General features: G+C 72.1%; 10 protein-coding genes and 1 pseudogene. 7 read left to right on the top strand and 4 right to left on the bottom strand.

Annotated elements, in window-relative coordinates:
- Positions 1 to 32 precede the first annotated feature (32 nt).
- From ACZ6BG_RS07370 to ACZ6BG_RS07345, 6 genes and pseudogenes are all read left to right on the top strand, one after another.
- Positions 33 to 1,196, top strand: coding sequence for an ABC transporter ATP-binding protein (locus ACZ6BG_RS07370; RefSeq protein WP_468998176.1), 1,164 nt, complete (start codon positions 33 to 35; stop codon positions 1,194 to 1,196).
- Positions 1,193 to 2,116, top strand: a complete 924-nt coding sequence (locus tag ACZ6BG_RS07365) for an ABC transporter permease (RefSeq protein WP_468998174.1) — start codon at positions 1,193 to 1,195, stop codon at positions 2,114 to 2,116. Before ACZ6BG_RS07370 ends, ACZ6BG_RS07365 begins: the two co-directional genes overlap by 4 nt.
- A complete protein-coding gene (locus ACZ6BG_RS07360) occupies positions 2,116 to 2,928 on the top strand; it encodes an ABC transporter permease (protein WP_468998172.1) in 813 nt (270 codons plus the stop codon). The genes ACZ6BG_RS07365 and ACZ6BG_RS07360 overlap by 1 nt, the downstream gene beginning before the upstream one ends.
- A gap of 23 nt (positions 2,929 to 2,951) precedes the next feature.
- Positions 2,952 to 4,403, top strand: a complete 1,452-nt coding sequence (locus ACZ6BG_RS07355; protein ID WP_468998170.1) for an NAD(P)/FAD-dependent oxidoreductase — start codon at positions 2,952 to 2,954, stop codon at positions 4,401 to 4,403.
- A 142-nt stretch (positions 4,404 to 4,545) separates the two neighbouring features.
- Positions 4,546 to 5,109 carry a hypothetical protein gene (locus ACZ6BG_RS07350; protein WP_468998168.1) on the top strand — a complete coding sequence of 188 codons (564 nt, stop codon included), beginning with the start codon at positions 4,546 to 4,548 and terminating at the stop codon, positions 5,107 to 5,109.
- A gap of 412 nt (positions 5,110 to 5,521) precedes the next feature.
- A pseudogene (locus tag ACZ6BG_RS07345) lies at positions 5,522 to 6,535 on the top strand (chitinase); the annotation flags it as partial.
- A gap of 53 nt (positions 6,536 to 6,588) precedes the next feature.
- Here the strand turns inward: ACZ6BG_RS07345 and ACZ6BG_RS07340 are convergent.
- From ACZ6BG_RS07340 to gabT, 4 genes are all read right to left on the bottom strand, one after another.
- Positions 6,589 to 7,884: an McrC family protein gene (locus tag ACZ6BG_RS07340; protein ID WP_468998166.1), complete on the bottom strand. Its 1,296-nt coding sequence runs from the start codon at positions 7,882 to 7,884 to the stop codon at positions 6,589 to 6,591.
- Positions 7,885 to 7,897: 13 nt separating this feature from the next.
- Positions 7,898 to 10,423, bottom strand: a complete 2,526-nt coding sequence (locus ACZ6BG_RS07335; RefSeq protein WP_468998164.1) for an McrB family protein — start codon at positions 10,421 to 10,423, stop codon at positions 7,898 to 7,900.
- Positions 10,424 to 10,462: 39 nt separating this feature from the next.
- Positions 10,463 to 11,029, bottom strand: coding sequence for a phosphatase PAP2 family protein (locus ACZ6BG_RS07330; protein WP_468998161.1), 567 nt, complete (start codon positions 11,027 to 11,029; stop codon positions 10,463 to 10,465).
- Positions 11,030 to 11,549: 520 nt separating this feature from the next.
- Positions 11,550 to 12,884, bottom strand: a complete 1,335-nt coding sequence (gabT, locus tag ACZ6BG_RS07325) for a 4-aminobutyrate--2-oxoglutarate transaminase (protein WP_468998159.1) — start codon at positions 12,882 to 12,884, stop codon at positions 11,550 to 11,552.
- Positions 12,885 to 13,341: 457 nt separating this feature from the next.
- Here gabT and ACZ6BG_RS07320 point away from each other — a divergent pair, with 457 nt between their 5' ends.
- Entirely contained in the window at positions 13,342 to 15,570 is a 2,229-nt protein-coding gene (locus ACZ6BG_RS07320) for an ATP-binding protein (protein WP_468998157.1), read from the top strand.
- The last annotated feature ends 374 nt before the right edge of the window (positions 15,571 to 15,944 follow it).

Raw genomic sequence — 15,944 nt, 5'->3', positions numbered from 1 at the left:
TGGAACCTCCTCGACCTCCTCTGGACGCCAACATGACGAATGCCACAGAACCCAAAGAGCACAGTGGCGACGTACGCCTCAGCGGCATCAGCAAGACCTACGGCTCCTTCACGGCCGTCCACCCGCTCGATCTCACCGTGCCCCAGGGCTCCTTCTTCGCGCTGCTCGGCGCCTCCGGCTGCGGCAAGACCACCACCCTGCGCATGATCGCGGGCCTGGAGGAGCCCAGCAGCGGCACCGTCCGCCTCGGCGAGCAGGACGTCACCGCGCTGCCGCCCTACAAGCGGCCCGTGAACACGGTCTTCCAGTCGTACGCCCTCTTCCCGCACCTCGACATCTTCGAGAACGTCGCCTTCGGCCTGCGCCGACGCGGCATCAAGTCGGTGAAGAAGCAGGTCGGCGAGATGCTCGACCTGGTCCAGCTCGGCGAGCAGGCCCGCAAGAAGCCGCACCAGCTCTCCGGCGGCCAGCAGCAGCGCGTCGCCGTGGCCCGCGCGCTCATCAACCACCCCAAGGTGCTGCTCCTCGACGAGCCCCTCGGCGCCCTCGACCTGAAGCTGCGCCGCCAGATGCAGCTCGAACTCAAGCGCATCCAGACCGAGGTCGGCATCACCTTCGTGCACGTCACGCACGACCAGGAGGAGGCCATGACGATGGCCGACACCGTGGCCGTGATGAACGGCGGCCGCGTCGAGCAGCAGGGCGCCCCCGCCGACCTGTACGAGAACCCGCGCACCACGTTCGTCGCCAACTTCCTCGGCACCTCCAACTTCATCGAGGCCGAGGTGGCCGAGGTCAGCGGCGAGGACGTGTTCCTCAAGGCGGGCGGCGGGAAGCTGACGCTGCCCAAGGCGCGATGTACGGCGGCCGCCACCACCGGCGGCACGGTCCTGGTGGGCGTACGCCCGGAGAAGATCTCGATCGCGCACGCCGACGACGCGGGCGCGATCCCCGACGGCCGCAACCGCATCAGCGGCCGCATCGCCGACTCCAGCTTCATCGGCGTCTCCACGCAGTACGTCGTCGACAGCCCCGTCTGCGACGCCTTCGAGGTGTACGCGCAGAACATCGAGCGCGACACCCGGCTCGTCCCGGGCGCCGAGGTCGTCCTGCACTGGAACCCGGCGCACACCTTCGGGCTCGACGCGGACCAGGACGCCGAGGCGGGCGTGGAGAAGGTCGAGGAGGACGCGTGACGGCCCCCGTCCAGGCGCCCGTCGAGGACGCCGCGCCTCCGGCCGCCAAGCCCCGCAAACGCGGCCGCCTCGTCCCCTACTGGCTGCTGCTCCCCGGCATCCTCTGGCTGCTCGTCTTCTTCGCGCTGCCGCTCGTCTACCAGGCGTCGACGTCCGTGCAGACCGGCTCCCTCGAAGAGGGCTACAAGGTCACCTGGCACTTCGCCACCTACTGGGACGCCCTCGGCGACTACTGGCCGCAGTTCCTGCGCTCGGTGATCTACGCGGGCGCCGCGACGATCCTGTGCCTGCTGCTCGGATACCCGCTGGCGTACCTCATCGCGTTCCGCGCGGGCCGCTGGCGCAATCTGATCCTGGTCCTGGTGATTGCGCCGTTCTTCACCAGCTTCCTCATCCGCACGCTCGCGTGGAAGACGATCCTCGCCGACGGCGGGCCGGTCGTGGGCGCCCTGAACAACCTGCACCTCCTCGACGTCACCAACTGGCTCGGCGCCACCGACGGCGACCGCGTCCTCGCCACCCCGCTCGCGGTGGTCTGCGGACTCACGTACAACTTCCTGCCGTTCATGATCCTGCCGCTCTACACCTCCCTGGAGCGCATCGACGGCAGGCTGCACGAGGCCGCGGGCGACCTCTACGCCCGGCCGTCCACCACCTTCCGCAAGGTGACGTTCCCGCTGTCCATGCCGGGCGTCGTCTCCGGGACCCTGCTCACCTTCATCCCGGCGGCGGGCGACTACGTGAACGCCGACCTCCTCGGGTCCACCGACACCCGCATGGTCGGCAACGTCATCCAGACGCAGTTCCTGCGCATTCTGGATTACCCGACGGCCGCGGCGCTCTCCTTCATCCTGATGGCCGCGATCCTTTTCATGGTGACCTTCTACATCCGCAAGTCGGGGACGGAGGATCTCGTCTGATGTCTTTCTTCTCCGCGCTTTTCCGCTGGCTGCGCCGGAATCTCGTCGTCATCGCCGGACTCGTCACGCTCGGCTATCTGCTGCTGCCCAATGTCGTCGTCACGGTCTTCTCCTTCAACAAACCGAAGGGCCGCTTCAATTACTCCTGGCAGGAATTCTCGACGGACGCCTGGAAGGACCCCTGCGGCGTCGCCGACATGTGCGGCTCGCTGTCGCTGAGCCTGCAGATCGCGTTCTGGGCGACGCTCGGCGCGACGGTGCTCGGCACGATGATCGCCTTCGCGCTGGTGCGCTACCGCTTCCGGGCGCGCGGCGCCGTGAACTCGCTGATCTTCCTGCCGATGGCGATGCCCGAGGTCGTCATGGCCGCCTCGCTGCTCACGCTGTTCCTCAACATGGGCGCTCAGCTGGGCTTCTGGACCGTCCTCATCGCGCACATCATGTTCTGCCTGAGCTTCGTCGTGACGGCAGTGAAGGCGCGCGTGATGTCCATGGACCCGCGTCTGGAACAGGCCGCGCAGGACCTCTACGCCGGGCCCGTGCAGACCTTCCTGCGGGTCACCCTGCCGATCGCCGCCCCCGGCATCGCGGCGGGCGCGCTGCTCGCCTTCGCGCTCTCCTTCGACGACTTCATCATCACGAACTTCAACGCCGGATCGACTGTGACGTTCCCCATGTTCGTCTGGGGATCCGCGCAGCGGGGTACGCCCGTTCAGATCAATGTGATCGGCACGGCCATGTTCCTGATTGCCGTCCTTCTCGTGGTGGCAGGAATGCTCGTCGGAAAGCGCCGCGCCAAGAAATCCCTGTAAGAGCCCTGAAGGAGTTGGAAAACATGGCCCCAAGCGCCATGCTGCCCACTTTTGGGGGCAGCGCCCCCAAACCCCACGGCTGGACCACGTCTCTCGCCGAGGCCAAGCCGGTCTCGTTCTGGCTGGACGACCCCAACAAGCCCGACCCCGAACCGGCCCTGGTCGGCGACGAGCGCTGCGACCTGCTCGTCGTCGGCGGCGGCTACAGCGGCCTGTGGACCGCCCTGATCGCCAAGGAGCGCGACCCCGGTCGTGACGTCGTCCTCGTCGAGGGCCGCGAGATCGGCTGGGCCGCCTCCGGCCGTAACGGCGGCTTCTGCGCCGCGTCCCTCACCCACGGCCTCCCCAACGGCCTGGCCCGCTGGCCGGACGAGATCGCGAAGCTGGAGGAACTCGGCGCCCGCAACCTCGACGAGATCGAGGCCGCCGTCGCCCGCTACGGCATCGACTGCGACTTCGAGCGCACCGGCGAGATCGACGTGGCGACCCAGCCGCACCAACTCGCCGAACTGCACGAGGTGTACGAGGAGATGGCCGGGCTCGGCCTCGCCGGCGGCGCCGAGATGCTCGACGCGGACGCGCTGCGCGCGCAGGTGGACTCGCCCACGTTCCTCGGCGGCCTCTGGGACCGCGACGGTGTCGCCATGCTGCACCCGGCGAAGCTCGCCTGGGGTCTCAAACGCGCCTGCCTCGACCTCGGCGTGCGCGTCCACGAACACACCCCGGCCCTCCAACTCGCCTCGCCCGGCGCGGGCATGGCGATCCGCACGCCCTACGGCCGGGTCTACGCCCGCCAGGTCGCCCTCGGCACGAACGTCTTCCCGTCCCTGGTCAAGCGCGTCCGTTCGTACACCGTCCCGGTGTACGACTACGCCCTGATGACCGAGCCCCTGACCCCCGACCAGCTCGCCGCGATCGGCTGGCGGGGCCGCCAGGGCCTCGGTGACGCCGCCAACCAGTTCCACTACTTCCGGCTCTCCGCCGACAACCGCATCCTGTGGGGCGGGTACGACGCCATCTACCCGTACGGCGGCAAGGTCCGCGCCGAGTACGACCACCGCCCCGAGACGTACGCGAAGCTCGCCGGGCACTTCTTCACCTGCTTCCCGCAGTTGGAGGGGGTGCGCTTCACGCACGCGTGGGGCGGCGCGATCGACACGTGCTCGCGCTTCTCGGCGTTCTTCGGCACGGCGTACGGGGAGCGGGTCGCGTACGCCGCCGGATACACCGGACTCGGGGTGGGGGCCACACGGTTCGGCGCGGAGGTGATGCTCGACCTGCTCGCGGGCGAGCGCACGGAGCGCACGCGCCTGGAGATGGTCCGCTCCAAGCCGCTGCCGTTCCCGCCGGAGCCGTTCGCCTGGACCGGCGTGGCGCTGACCAAGTGGTCCCTGGCGCGGGCCGACGAGAACGCCGGGCGCCGCAATGTATGGCTCCGCGCGATGGACAAGATGGGACTCGGCTTCGACAGCTGACCCGGACCCGCACCGGCGTACGCCGCGCCGCTCCGTGACGCGCTTCACTACCACTCAGTAGCGGAAGCTGCGTAATGGCCGCCCCCAGGGCCGCTCTTCCTCGTGACACGCGTATGCGTGACCGACGAGAGGAAGGTTCGCCATGACGGTTTCCGGGAGCAAGTCGGCGGTCGAGTGGCTGGTGTCGGTGGCACCGGATCCGGACGCCTGCCGCTGGGAGTGGGAACGCAACCCCCTGGGGGTCGTCCTGCTCCCGGCCGGCCGGCTCTGGGACGTGCTCATCCTGCCCGGCGATCTGGGCTACCCCACGCTGGACGTGCTGGCACGGGTCGTGGACCAGCCGGGCCCGGTGCTCGCCGACTTCGGCGACGCCCGGATGGGCTTCTTCGTGCCCGCGGGCACGGTCGCGCGCTGGCTGGGCACGGGGGTGCGGGGCGCGGGGCGCGGCACCTGGATCGTCGTGCCCTACCCAGGCCGGTCCACCGGCGGGGTGCGCTGGCTGATCCCACCGGACGGCTCCGGCACGCTGGTCGATCCGGCGCTGCTGGAACTGGCGATGCACGAGGCGGCGGCGTCGCTGGCGCGGGCGGAGCGGGCCGGGGGCGGCGGGGCCGGGGAGGGTGCTGAGGACGGGGGTGCCTCTGAGGGCGGGGGTGCCCTGGAGGGCGGAGGCACCCCCGAGGGCGGGGAGGGCGGGGAGCGGTGAGCGGCCCGCCACTCCGCCGGTCGTAGCCCGGCCTCAGGACATCCGGACTTCCCCTCAGCACCGCTGGACACCCCCTGCGCACGGCGGGGGCGGTGCTGTACGAAGACGGGACAACAGCCCTGTCGCGCTCCTGACAGCAGTCCTGACGACACTCTTGACAACAGCATTGGTCTGGACCATCTTGAGCGCGTCCTGCTCTCCAATCCCCCCACCTCCGGAGGCAGTTGTGGACCGCTCTCGCTCACCCCTGCGCAGACCTGGACTCCTCACCGCGGCGGCGGCACTCGCGCTCGCGGCGTCCGGCCTGCTCGCCGCGCCGAGCACGGCGGACTCGGCGCCCCCGACGAATTCGGCGCGCGCCGACACCAAGGCCCCGTCCGCCGACACCAAGGCCCCGTCCGCCGACGCCAAGGCCCTCCCCGCCCACGCCCTCGTCGGCTATCTGCACACGAGCTTCGCCAACGGCTCCGGCTACACGCGCCTCGCGGACACCCCGGCGAGCTGGGACATCATCGACCTGGCCTTCGGCGAGCCCACCTCGGCCACGTCCGGCGACATCCGCTTCAGCCTCTGCCCAAAGACGGAGTGCCCGAACGTCGAGACGAAGGACGAGTTCAAGGCGGCCATCAAGGCCAAGCAGGCCCAGGGCAAGAAGGTCCAGATCTCCATCGGCGGCCAGAACGGCCAGGTGCAGCTGACCACCACCCAGGCCAGGGACAAGTTCGTCTCGTCCGTCTCCGCGATCATCGACGAGTACGGCCTCGACGGCCTGGACATCGACTTCGAGGGCCACTCGCTGTCGCTGAACGCCAACGACACGGACTTCAAGAACCCCACGACTCCGGTGATCGTGAACCTGATCTCGGCGGTGAAGACCCTCAAGGCCAAGTACGGCTCCGGCTTCACCCTCACGATGGCCCCGGAGACGTTCTTCGTACAGCTGGGCTACCAGCACTACGGCCCCGGTCAGTGGGGCGCCGACCCGCGCGCGGGCGCCTACCTCCCGGTCATCCACGCCCTGCGCGACGACCTCACCCTGCTGCACGTCCAGGACTACAACTCGGGCCCGATCATGGGCCTCGATAACCAGTACCACCAGATGGGCGGCGCGGACTTCCACATCGCCATGACCGACATGCTCCTCACCGGCTTCCCGGTCAAGGGCAACACCGCCAACGTCTTCCCGCCCCTGCCCCCGGAGAAGATAGCCATAGGCATGCCCGCCTCGGTGAACGCGGGCAACGGCCACGTCTCCACCACCGAGGTCAACAAGTCCCTGGACTGCCTGACCAAGAACACCAACTGCGGCCCCTACAAGCCCCACGGCAAGTGGCCCACCCTGCGCGGCCTGATGACGTGGTCCATCAACTGGGACCGCTTCAACAACTGGGAGTTCTCACGGAACTTCGACAGCTACTTCGGCTGAGGGACGGCCACGTCGGCTCACCGGGCTCACGCGGCACCGCTGGACGTGCGGGGTCAGGCCAGCACCTGACCCCACACCCGCGCCAACGCCCCCGTCCGCCCGGACCCGGCCAACTCCCGCAGCACCCACGGCAGATCCAGCGGCAGCGACCGCACCCGGGCCGCCGTCCCGCCGCCGTCCCCCCGGCGCACGGCGACGCTCTCGCGGGGCGCGGAAGAGCCGCCGGGGTGGACGAGGACGCAGGTCGGCATCCGGCCCTCCGGCTGCCGGGCGAGCGCGTGGGCGTACAGGAACGCCTGGTACAGATCGGCGGTGCTCAGCTTTCCGCCGCGGGCGCCGGCGTCGTACAGCTTGTACTTCACGTCCACCGGCAGGCGCAGGTCCGCGCCGGTGATCACCGCGTCCGGCCGGACCTCGCTGTACGGCCGGTCGAGGCGCTCGTCGTGCAGGACGTCCCGCTGCCGGGACTGGCCCTGGACGGTGTACTCGCCGCCCGCCGCGTCCGTGAGGAGGCGGGTCACGAAGGCCTCGAAGAGAGTGTTCATGTCGACGAGGAACGCGCGTGAGGCCAGCGGTCCGGTGGCGAACAGGTCCGCGATGCCGCCGCCTCCGAGGAGCAGCGCGGACCAGCGGTGCGGGGCGCGGTAGTGCTCGTTGTGCCGGTGGTAGTCGAGCCCGGCGAGCGCCGTCCGCAGGTCCCCGAGCGGCCCCGGCGCCAGCGCGGCGAACCGCGCCGCCGCCCGTCGGGCCCTGGCCCGCACAGCCGGGTCGCGCGTCGTGCGGGCGGCGAGGTCGGTGGCCGCCGCGCACAGGCGGTTGTCGAGGACGTCCGCGTCGTGGTCGTCGAAGCGGCAGGCGAGCCGGTCGAGGCGGCCGTGCAGGCGCAGCACCTGACGGTCCACCAGGAGCCGCCCGCGGACGGCGGGCAGGTCGTCGTCGGACGTCACGTAGTCGTGCCGCACGCCGTGGCCGAGCAGCCGTTCGGCGTGCTCGGTGACGAGCAGCGCCACCAGGTCCCGCAGGTTCGGGGCGCCGTCGGCGGCCGTGCGACGGGCGTCCAGGGGCGGGCAGGTGCCGTCCGCGGCGTACGCGAGCATCCGCAGGACGTCGAGGTCCTCGCCCAGGTACTTGGGCCGGACACGGATCTCGCAGGCGTCGAGGCGCACCACGCCGACGTGCTGGTACGCCGTCACCTCCAGCCGTCCGCGCGCGAGTTCGCGCACCGTGAGGCGGCCCGCGAGGCCCTGCCCGGCGCACAGGCGGCGGTCGGCGGCGCTCAGCGTGACGCCCTCGACGACGGCCGTCCCGTACTCCCGTACCTCCACCACCGGCGTGCGGGCCCCGCTCACGGGTGTCGGCACGCTACTCCGACCCGCCCTTGACCTGGAGCTCCGTGTACAGCGCGGTGACCAGGTCCTCGTCACTGAGGTCCCGCAGGGTGTGCGTGCCGGTGTCGACGAGGTCGTCGCCGAGGAAGGCGGCGAGGAGCGTGTAGTCGTCGTACGCGTACTCCTGAAGGAGCGGCAGGATCTCGCTGCGGACGATCGCGGCGAGTTCGGCGGCGGAGTCCACGGGGGCGCCGCCCGGCAGGAAGAAGGCGTGCCCGATCTGCTTCTCGCGGTCCAGATGGGTGCGGATCCGCTGGTTGAGGGTGTCGAGGAGGTCGGCCAGGTGCAACTGGTCGACGTGGCAGCCCTGGAGCGGCGCGGAGTCAGGGAGGAGTTCGAGGAAGGCGAAGCGGCGGCGGACGGCCGCGTCCAGGGCGCGGATGGAGCGGTCGGCGGTGTTCATGGTGCCGATGACGTACACGTTCGGCGGGATCGTGAACGGGGCCTGGCTGAGCGGCAGCGTGACCGAGCGGCCCCGCTTGTCCTTCTCCAGGAGCGTCACGGCCTCACCGAGGATCTTGGGCAGATGCCCGCGGTTCAGCTCGTCCACGACCACCAGGTAGGGGTGGCCGGGGTCGGCCGCGGCGGCCGCGCACACCCGTTTGAACACGCCGTCGCTGAGGCCGAGGGATATGCCGCCCGCCCCCGCGCCGTCGGCGCCGCCCGCCCGGACCGGCCGGTAGCCCTCGATGAAGTCCTCGTACCCGTAGCTCGGGTGGAACGTCACGGTCGTCAGGCGCCCGGCGGCCGTGAGCGCGTCGAGCGCCGCGCCGAAGGCCGACGTGCCCGGCTCGGCGTACGGATCGACGCCCGGCAGCCCGGACAGCTCGCCGAGGCGGCGCACCGCGAACCGCAGCGCGGTGTACGTCTTGCCGGTGCCGGGCGGGCCGAACAGGACGGCCTGGCCGCGCCGTTCGAGGGCGTCCGCGAGCGTGCGCAGCTCCGCGTCCAGGGGCTGCGCGACCGCCGCCGCGACCTCCGGCAGCGCGTCCGCCGACGCCTCGTCGTCGCGGCCCGTCCGCGCGCCGTCCGACTTGGCGCGGCGGATCTTCGTCCACAGGGCGGCCGGTACGTCCTTGACGGTCACCGTGGCCCAGGACCGCTCGGGCTCCTCGAGGCGCGTGGCGTATCGGTCGTCCCAGTCCACGCCGACCGTGTGCCGGTGGTCGTCACGGTCCGCGCGCCACGCGTAGCCCTCGTCCGTCACCCGGCCCGCGCTCAGGACCTGGCTCGCGCCGGTGTTGGCGACGACGATGTCACCGGGGCGCAGACTCAGGAGTTTCCACAGCTCGTTGGCCTTCGCGGAGATCTTCGGCTGGTGGCCGTGGTATTCCTCGGAGTACGCGGCCTTGAACGCCGCCGCGTACTCGTCCTTGTCCGCGTACGCCCGCAGGTCGCCGACCTCGTCCCAGCCGACGGCGATGTACCCGCCCGCGCGGCACGCCTCCCACACGCTGCCGTCCCGGCCTGCCGCGATCTTCACGATCTGCTCGGTGCGCTGCGGGTCGGCCCACCAGAACAGGAACGTCACGACCTCGTCGTACGACCAGCCGGCGAAGCGCGCGTCGGCGTCGATGACGTCCTTGAGCCGCGCCTGGAGCGCGAACCGCTCCAGCTTCGGCACGGGCTCACCGGTCAGCCGCTGGACGAAGTGCGCCACCCAGGGGTGCGCATACAGGCTGAGGGCGGAGTCCGGCGCGTACACGCGCAGCGTCTTGGCGACCAGCGCGGGGCCCGAGCGGATCGCGTCGATGGCGTCGATGTCGGCCGTGCGTCCCTCGCGGGCGGCCGTGACGGCCTCGACGAGACCGGCGCGCACCTGCTCCCAGGCCTCCTCGGCGCTCGCGTAGCGCGAGTCGTGCCACCAACTGCCGTCCTGGGCGCGGAAGTAGATCAGGTGCTTGCGCGCGGAGCCGCCCGCGATGGACCCGAGCGCGCTGCTGGCGAACTCCAGGAGATAGCAGTACGGCCTGGTCTGCGCGCTGTCGCCGAGACCGAGCGCGAATCGGTCGAGCGGCAGCGTCGGCCAGTCCTCCCACGGGAAGGCCCGCCGGATCTCCTCGGCCCGCGCGGCCATCTCGGCCAGCGGGGCCGCGCTCCGCTTCCGGTCGAACGCGGCGAGCGCCTCGGCCAGCGGCCAGGGCGGCAGCGTCTCGGCCACGGCGGCGGACACGGGCGCGAGCACACAGCCGCACACCCCCGTGATGGGCTGCCCCTTGCCGCCGGTGAGGCCGATGGACTTGGTGAACTCGGCGCGACCAGCGGTGTCCTGGGACGGCGCGGAGTCGATGAGACGGCGCCACAGCAGGCCGTCGGGGTCGGGAAAGCGGGGCAGCGTGCCGGAGTCGGTGAGGTGCGGGCAGGCCGGGTTGTGGTGGATCAACCGGCCGTGCAGCGGCAGGAGCACATGGCCGGGGGAGCGCGTGAGCGCGTAGTCCCCGCGTTCGTACGTGACGGCGACCGGCTCCGGCCGTCCTGTCCGATCCGGCTCGTCGGCCATGTGCTCCCTCTCGGCGTCCGCGGTGGGCCGCGGAGAGCGCTAGCCCGCGGTCGACCCCCGACCGTACCGTCCCGTGCTCGTCGCCATGACGAGCAGCAGGATTCCGCTCAGGCACCAGCTCGCGAGGACGTCGAGGGGCCAGTGGTAGCCCCTGTGGACCAGGCCGTAGCCGACGGCGAGGTTCAGGAGGGCGCAGGTGAGGGTCAGGGTGCGGCGGGTGGTGGGGTGGCGGAGGTGGGGGAGCAGGAGGAGGGTGGCGGCGCCGTAGGCGACGGTGGCTGTGGCGGTGTGGCCCGAGGGGTAGTAGCCGCTGCCGTCCATGCCGGGCGGGCCGGTGCGGCTGACGGCCAGTTTCAGGGGGATCACGAGGAGGGGGACCGCCATCATCGTGAGGACGGCGGTGAGGGGTGGTGGCCACCAGGGGGTGGTGGCGGTCCTGTGGGTCCGCCAGGCGGTGTACGCGGCGACCAGGGCGAGGACCGGCACGGCGACCGTCATGTTGCCCAGGTCCGCGAGGAGTTCGGCGAAGCTCTGGGGCAGCGGACCGTCAGCGAGGGCGCGGCCCGCGCGTTCGTCGAGGCGGCGCAGCGGTCCTTCGGCTGCCACCTGCCAGGTGAACAGGGCGAAGAGGAGGCCGAGGGCGAGGCCCAGGAGGAGGCAAGTGGTCGGCCGCCCCGGAACAGGGGGGGTAGTTCCGAGGCGGCCGAGCTGACCGGGCTGCCGCACGCCCCGGGGGGTTTGGGGCGGGCGGCCATCCGATCGGTGAGGAGTTCCGGAGCCGTAGGCTCCAGGTGTGCGCGCGAAGGCACGCCCAGGGCGGGGCTGGGGAGGCTCCGACCTGGTCTCGCCCGCGGTTTCCCGTGGGCGGGGTGTTTCTCTCATCTGCAGAAACCGTACGTCAGGAGGAAGGGGGCCAACAGGCGGAACGGTATCCCGACATGGGGCTCCCACACGTTCTTCACAGGCCCTGACCGTCACCCCTGGTCACAGCTTCCACACGGCGTGAGGTCGGCACATGTCAGGGGTGCTCCTGCGCCAGCCGGGGCGGCTCCCGAGACGGTCTCCGAGGCGGCTTCCGATGCCGTGTTCGGCCGGGTACGTCGGTTGCGTACCCGGCCGAAGCCGATCAGATCTCGGCGAACGCGGCCTCGATGATGTCCATGCCCTCGTTCAGGAGCTCCTCGCCGATCACCAGCGGCGGCAGGAAGCGCAGCACGTTGCCGTAGGTGCCGCAGGTCAGGACCAGCAGGCCCTGGGCGTGGCAGGCCTTGGCGAGCGCGCCGGCCGCCTCGGGGTTCGGCTCCTTGGTCGCGCGGTCCTTGACCAGCTCGATCGCGATCATGGCGCCGCGGCCGCGGATGTCGCCGACGACGTCGTACTTCTCCGCCATCGCGGTCAGGCGGGCCTTCATGGCGGACTCGATCTTCTTCGCCTTGGCGTTGAGGTCGAGCTCCTTCATCGTCTCGATGGCGCCGAGCGCGGCGGCGCAGGCCACCGGGTTGCCGCCGTAGGTGCCGCCGAGGCCGCCCGCGTGCGCGGCGTCCATGATCTCGGCGCGGCCGGTGACGGCGGCGAGCGGCAGGCCGCCCGCGATGCCCTTGGCCGTCGTGATCAGGTCCGGGACGACGCCCTCGTGCTCGCACGCGAACCACTGGCCGGTGCGGCAGAAGCCCGACTGGATCTCGTCCGCGACGAACACGATGCCGTTGTCGGTGGCGAACTTGCTGATCGCGGGCAGGAAGCCGGTCGCGGGCTCGATGAAGCCGCCCTCGCCGAGCACCGGCTCGATGATGATCGCGGCGACGTTCTCCGCGCCGACCTGCTTGGAGATCTGGTCGATGGCCTGGGCGGCGGCCTCGGGGCCCGCGTTCTCGGCGCCGGTCGGCCAGCGGTAGCCGTACGCCACCGGGACGCGGTAGACCTCGGGCGCGAACGGGCCGAAGCCGTTCTTGTACGGCATGTTCTTCGCCGTCAGCGCCATCGTGAGGTTGGTGCGGCCGTGGTAGCCGTGGTCGAAGACGACGACGGCCTGGCGCTTGGTGTACGCGCGGGCGATCTTGACGGCGTTCTCGACGGCCTCGGCGCCCGAGTTGAACAGCGCGGACTTCTTGGCGTGGTCACCCGGCGTCAGCTCGGCCAGGGCCTCGGCCACGGCCACGTAGCTCTCGTACGGCGTGACCATGAAACAGGTGTGGGTGAAGTCCTGCAGCTGGGCGGAGGCGCGGCGTACGACGGCCTCGGCGGAGGCGCCGACGCTCGTCACGGCGATGCCGGAACCGAAGTCGATCAGACGGTTGCCGTCGACGTCCTCGATGATGCCGCCGCCGGCGCGGGCGGCGAAGACGGGCAGCACGGAGCCCACGCCGCCCGCGACCGCGGCGGTACGGCGGGCCTGCAGCTCCTGGGACTTCGGCCCGGGGATGGCGGTGACGACGCGGCGCTCCTGGGGAAGGTCGGTCATGAGGGCTCCTGGGGGTGGGTCGTACGGACGCGTGCGACGCGCGCCTTCTCCGACGCTCGTCTTTCGGACGCTTCTGGCTTTTCTCCGCAGGTTAGGGGCGGGGAAGGGGGGCGGGCATGCTCCACGGGGGAGATGTTGGGCGTGGCGGTTGTCCGTAGTGGACATACCGGTGAACAGGGGCGTGTCGCAGCCGATGGCGCCGATATGTCCCGTGCCTGTCCGCCGCGGACACCCGGACCCGATGGCGTGTTCGGCGCGCACGCCGCCTAACTGCGGGGCGCGGGCACTAGATTGAGCCGCGAACCACCGTGAACCACTGGACAGGGCAGGTCAGGGGGCAAGGGCCATGACTTCCGACGGCACGCACGACGCTCGCGGTACGCACGCCACGCCGGTGCCGCGTCCGGCGCCGCGGCCCGTGTCGCCGCAAGGCGGCGGGAGCGACGTTGAGCGCGCCATGAGCGAGGCCGGGCGGCCCGTGGGTGAGGCCGGGCGCGCCAACGGCGACGCCGGGCGCGCCGGGAACGGCGTGGCACCGCGTGCGGGGAAGGGCGGTGGGCGCGCCGGTGGTGCGCACGCCGGGAGTGGTGGCGGGCACGCCGGGCACAGCGCCGCGCCCTCCGGGAGCGGCGGCGCCGCGCATGTCCTTCCGCCCCGGCCCACCCGCGCCCCGGGCGCGCCCGCGCTCACCGAGGGCGAGGAGTTCCTCGCCTGGCTGCGTACGCCCCGCCCCGCGACGGTCCCCGGAGTCTGGCGCTTCGGGCACCGGCCGCGGCCCGAGCAGGAGCCGGAGGTCGTCCCGACCCGGCAGCTCCTCAGCGGCGCGGTCATCGCCTTCCTGGTGGGCTGGCTCGTCTGGTCGCTGCTGTGGAACGGCTATCTGGGCGGCTGGTGGGTCGTACCGCTGGAGCTGTTCCTGCCCGACGCCTGGATCTACACCGGCGACAAGCTGGGCAACGCCGTCGTATGGAACACGTACTACACCGTCATCGCCCTCGGCATCATGATCGCCGTCGGCCGGGTCGGCCGCTGGGGCGAGGTGTGGCGCCGCTTCGTCGCCCCCCGCCTCAAGCGCCCCGCGCCCGCCGCCCCGCCGCCTCCGCCCGAGGAGGACCCCGCCGAGTGGCCCAAGCTCCGCGCCGGAGGCGCCGGCGCCGCCGCCGACCGGCTCGCCGCCGATGCCCGCGCGGGCCGGATGCGGGACATCGACGTCGCCCGCATCGCCCGCGCCTGGCGCTCCGTGCGCTCCGGCAACAGCCCCCTGGCCACCTTCACCGAAGCCGTCGTCCGCGACGGCGCCGCCGCCTGCCCGCACCCCTCCGGCGACCGCGACCTGCCCGCACGGGCCGCCCGGCACGACCTCGCCACCGCGCAGGTGCGCATCGGCACGACGGTGGACGACCCCCGCAACCCGTACGCCTACCGGGGCACCGGCCTCGCGCTCGGGCCCGACCTGATCGGCACCTCCCTGCTCGCGGTCGGGCCCGCCGGGTCCGGCAAGACCGGCACCGTCGTGTGGCCGCTCGCCGAGGCGCTGTGCCTGCAGGCTCTCGCCGGGCGCGCCGCGGTCGTCGTCGTGGGCGCGGCGGGCGCGGGGCTCGGACCCGGCGACGACTACGACGTGGTGGTCCGGATCGGCCACCCGGACTCCGTGTACGACCTCGACCTGTACGGCGGTACGGCCGACCCCGACGAGGCCGCCGCCGTGCTCGCCGAGGCGCTGGTCGGCGACCTCGTCGACCCGCACCCCGGGGCCGACAGCCGCCGCTCGACCACCGTCCTCGCCCAGCTCCTCGGCCCGTTCCACGCGGTCCACGGCCGGTTCCCCGCCGTACCGGAACTGCGCGCCCTGCTCGACGGCGTGCCCGGCCCCCTCGAAGCACTCCGCAAGGCCCTCCAGAACGCCGGACAGGAGGTCATGCTGCGCGAACTCGACGCCCGCGAGCGGCAGCTGGGGCACCCCGGCGACCCCGGCGCGATCCTCGCCGACCGGATCGCGCTGCTCGACCGGCCCGCGTTCGCCGCGTTCTTCGACACCTCCGGCCAGACCACGCCCTTCTCGCTGCGCGCCCTCGACCATCCGGTGCGGGTCCGCATCGACCTGCCCGAGCGCGGGCACGCGGACGCCTCCCGGATCCTGGCGCGGCTCGTGCTCGCGCAGTTCACCGCGTCCGCGGCGGTACGCGAGGACCGCTCACTGTTCGCCTGCCTGGTCCTCGACGACGCCACCGGCACGGTGACTCCGGAGGCGGTGCGCCGCGTCCAGCGGCTGCGGTCCGCGAACGCGGGGGTCGTGATGACACTGCGCACGTTGGACGACGCCCCGCGGCCGCTGCGTACGCCCCTCCTCGGCGCCGTCGGCTGCCGCATGGCCCTGTCCGGGCTCACGCCCTGGGACGGGCAGGACTTCGCGGAGGTCTGGGGCAAGGAGTGGACAGAGGCGCGGGACGTCACCGACCGCCAGATCATCGCCGAGGAGCCCCTCGGCAAGGTCGTGCACGCCCTGCGCCGGGTGATCACCGGCCGGGCACCCACCGCCCGCGCGGTCACCGTCCGCCAGGTCGAGAGGGAGCGCTGGTCTGCCTCCGAACTGGCGCACGCGGTGCCGCCGGGGCACGCGGTGCTGTCGCTGACGGATGTGCGGGGGGAGCACGCGCCGCCGTTGCTGGTGGATCTGCGGGGGTGACCCTCGTGCGTCCGCGGGGGGCCTGATTCCCGTGGGTCTGTACGGCGTATGGGTGGGCCTGGGGGGTTGAGTTCGGGGGGCGTGCGCCGCTGTTTCCGGTTGGTCGATCGAACCGCCCACCCCGGCGCGGCCCCGGCGTGAGGCGGGGGCGCGCAGAGGTGCGGGCGCGCCCCCGGCGTGCGCAGAAGGGCGCTTCCTATACCCCGCAAGCCGCCCGGGGCGACCATACGGTGAGGCAGAATCGACAGCAGCCGTCATACGCGACGGCCAAAAGATCAACTGGTGAGCCCTCGGCGGCCCGGCCCGGCGTACGGCTCACCGGCACCCGCCCGCACCACACCCGCACCACACCCGCACCCGCCCGCAGGACCCGC

The sequence above is a fragment of the Streptomyces sp. NPDC041205 genome (assembly GCF_055591765.1).
This window is presented reverse-complemented; position numbering and strand designations above follow the sequence as displayed.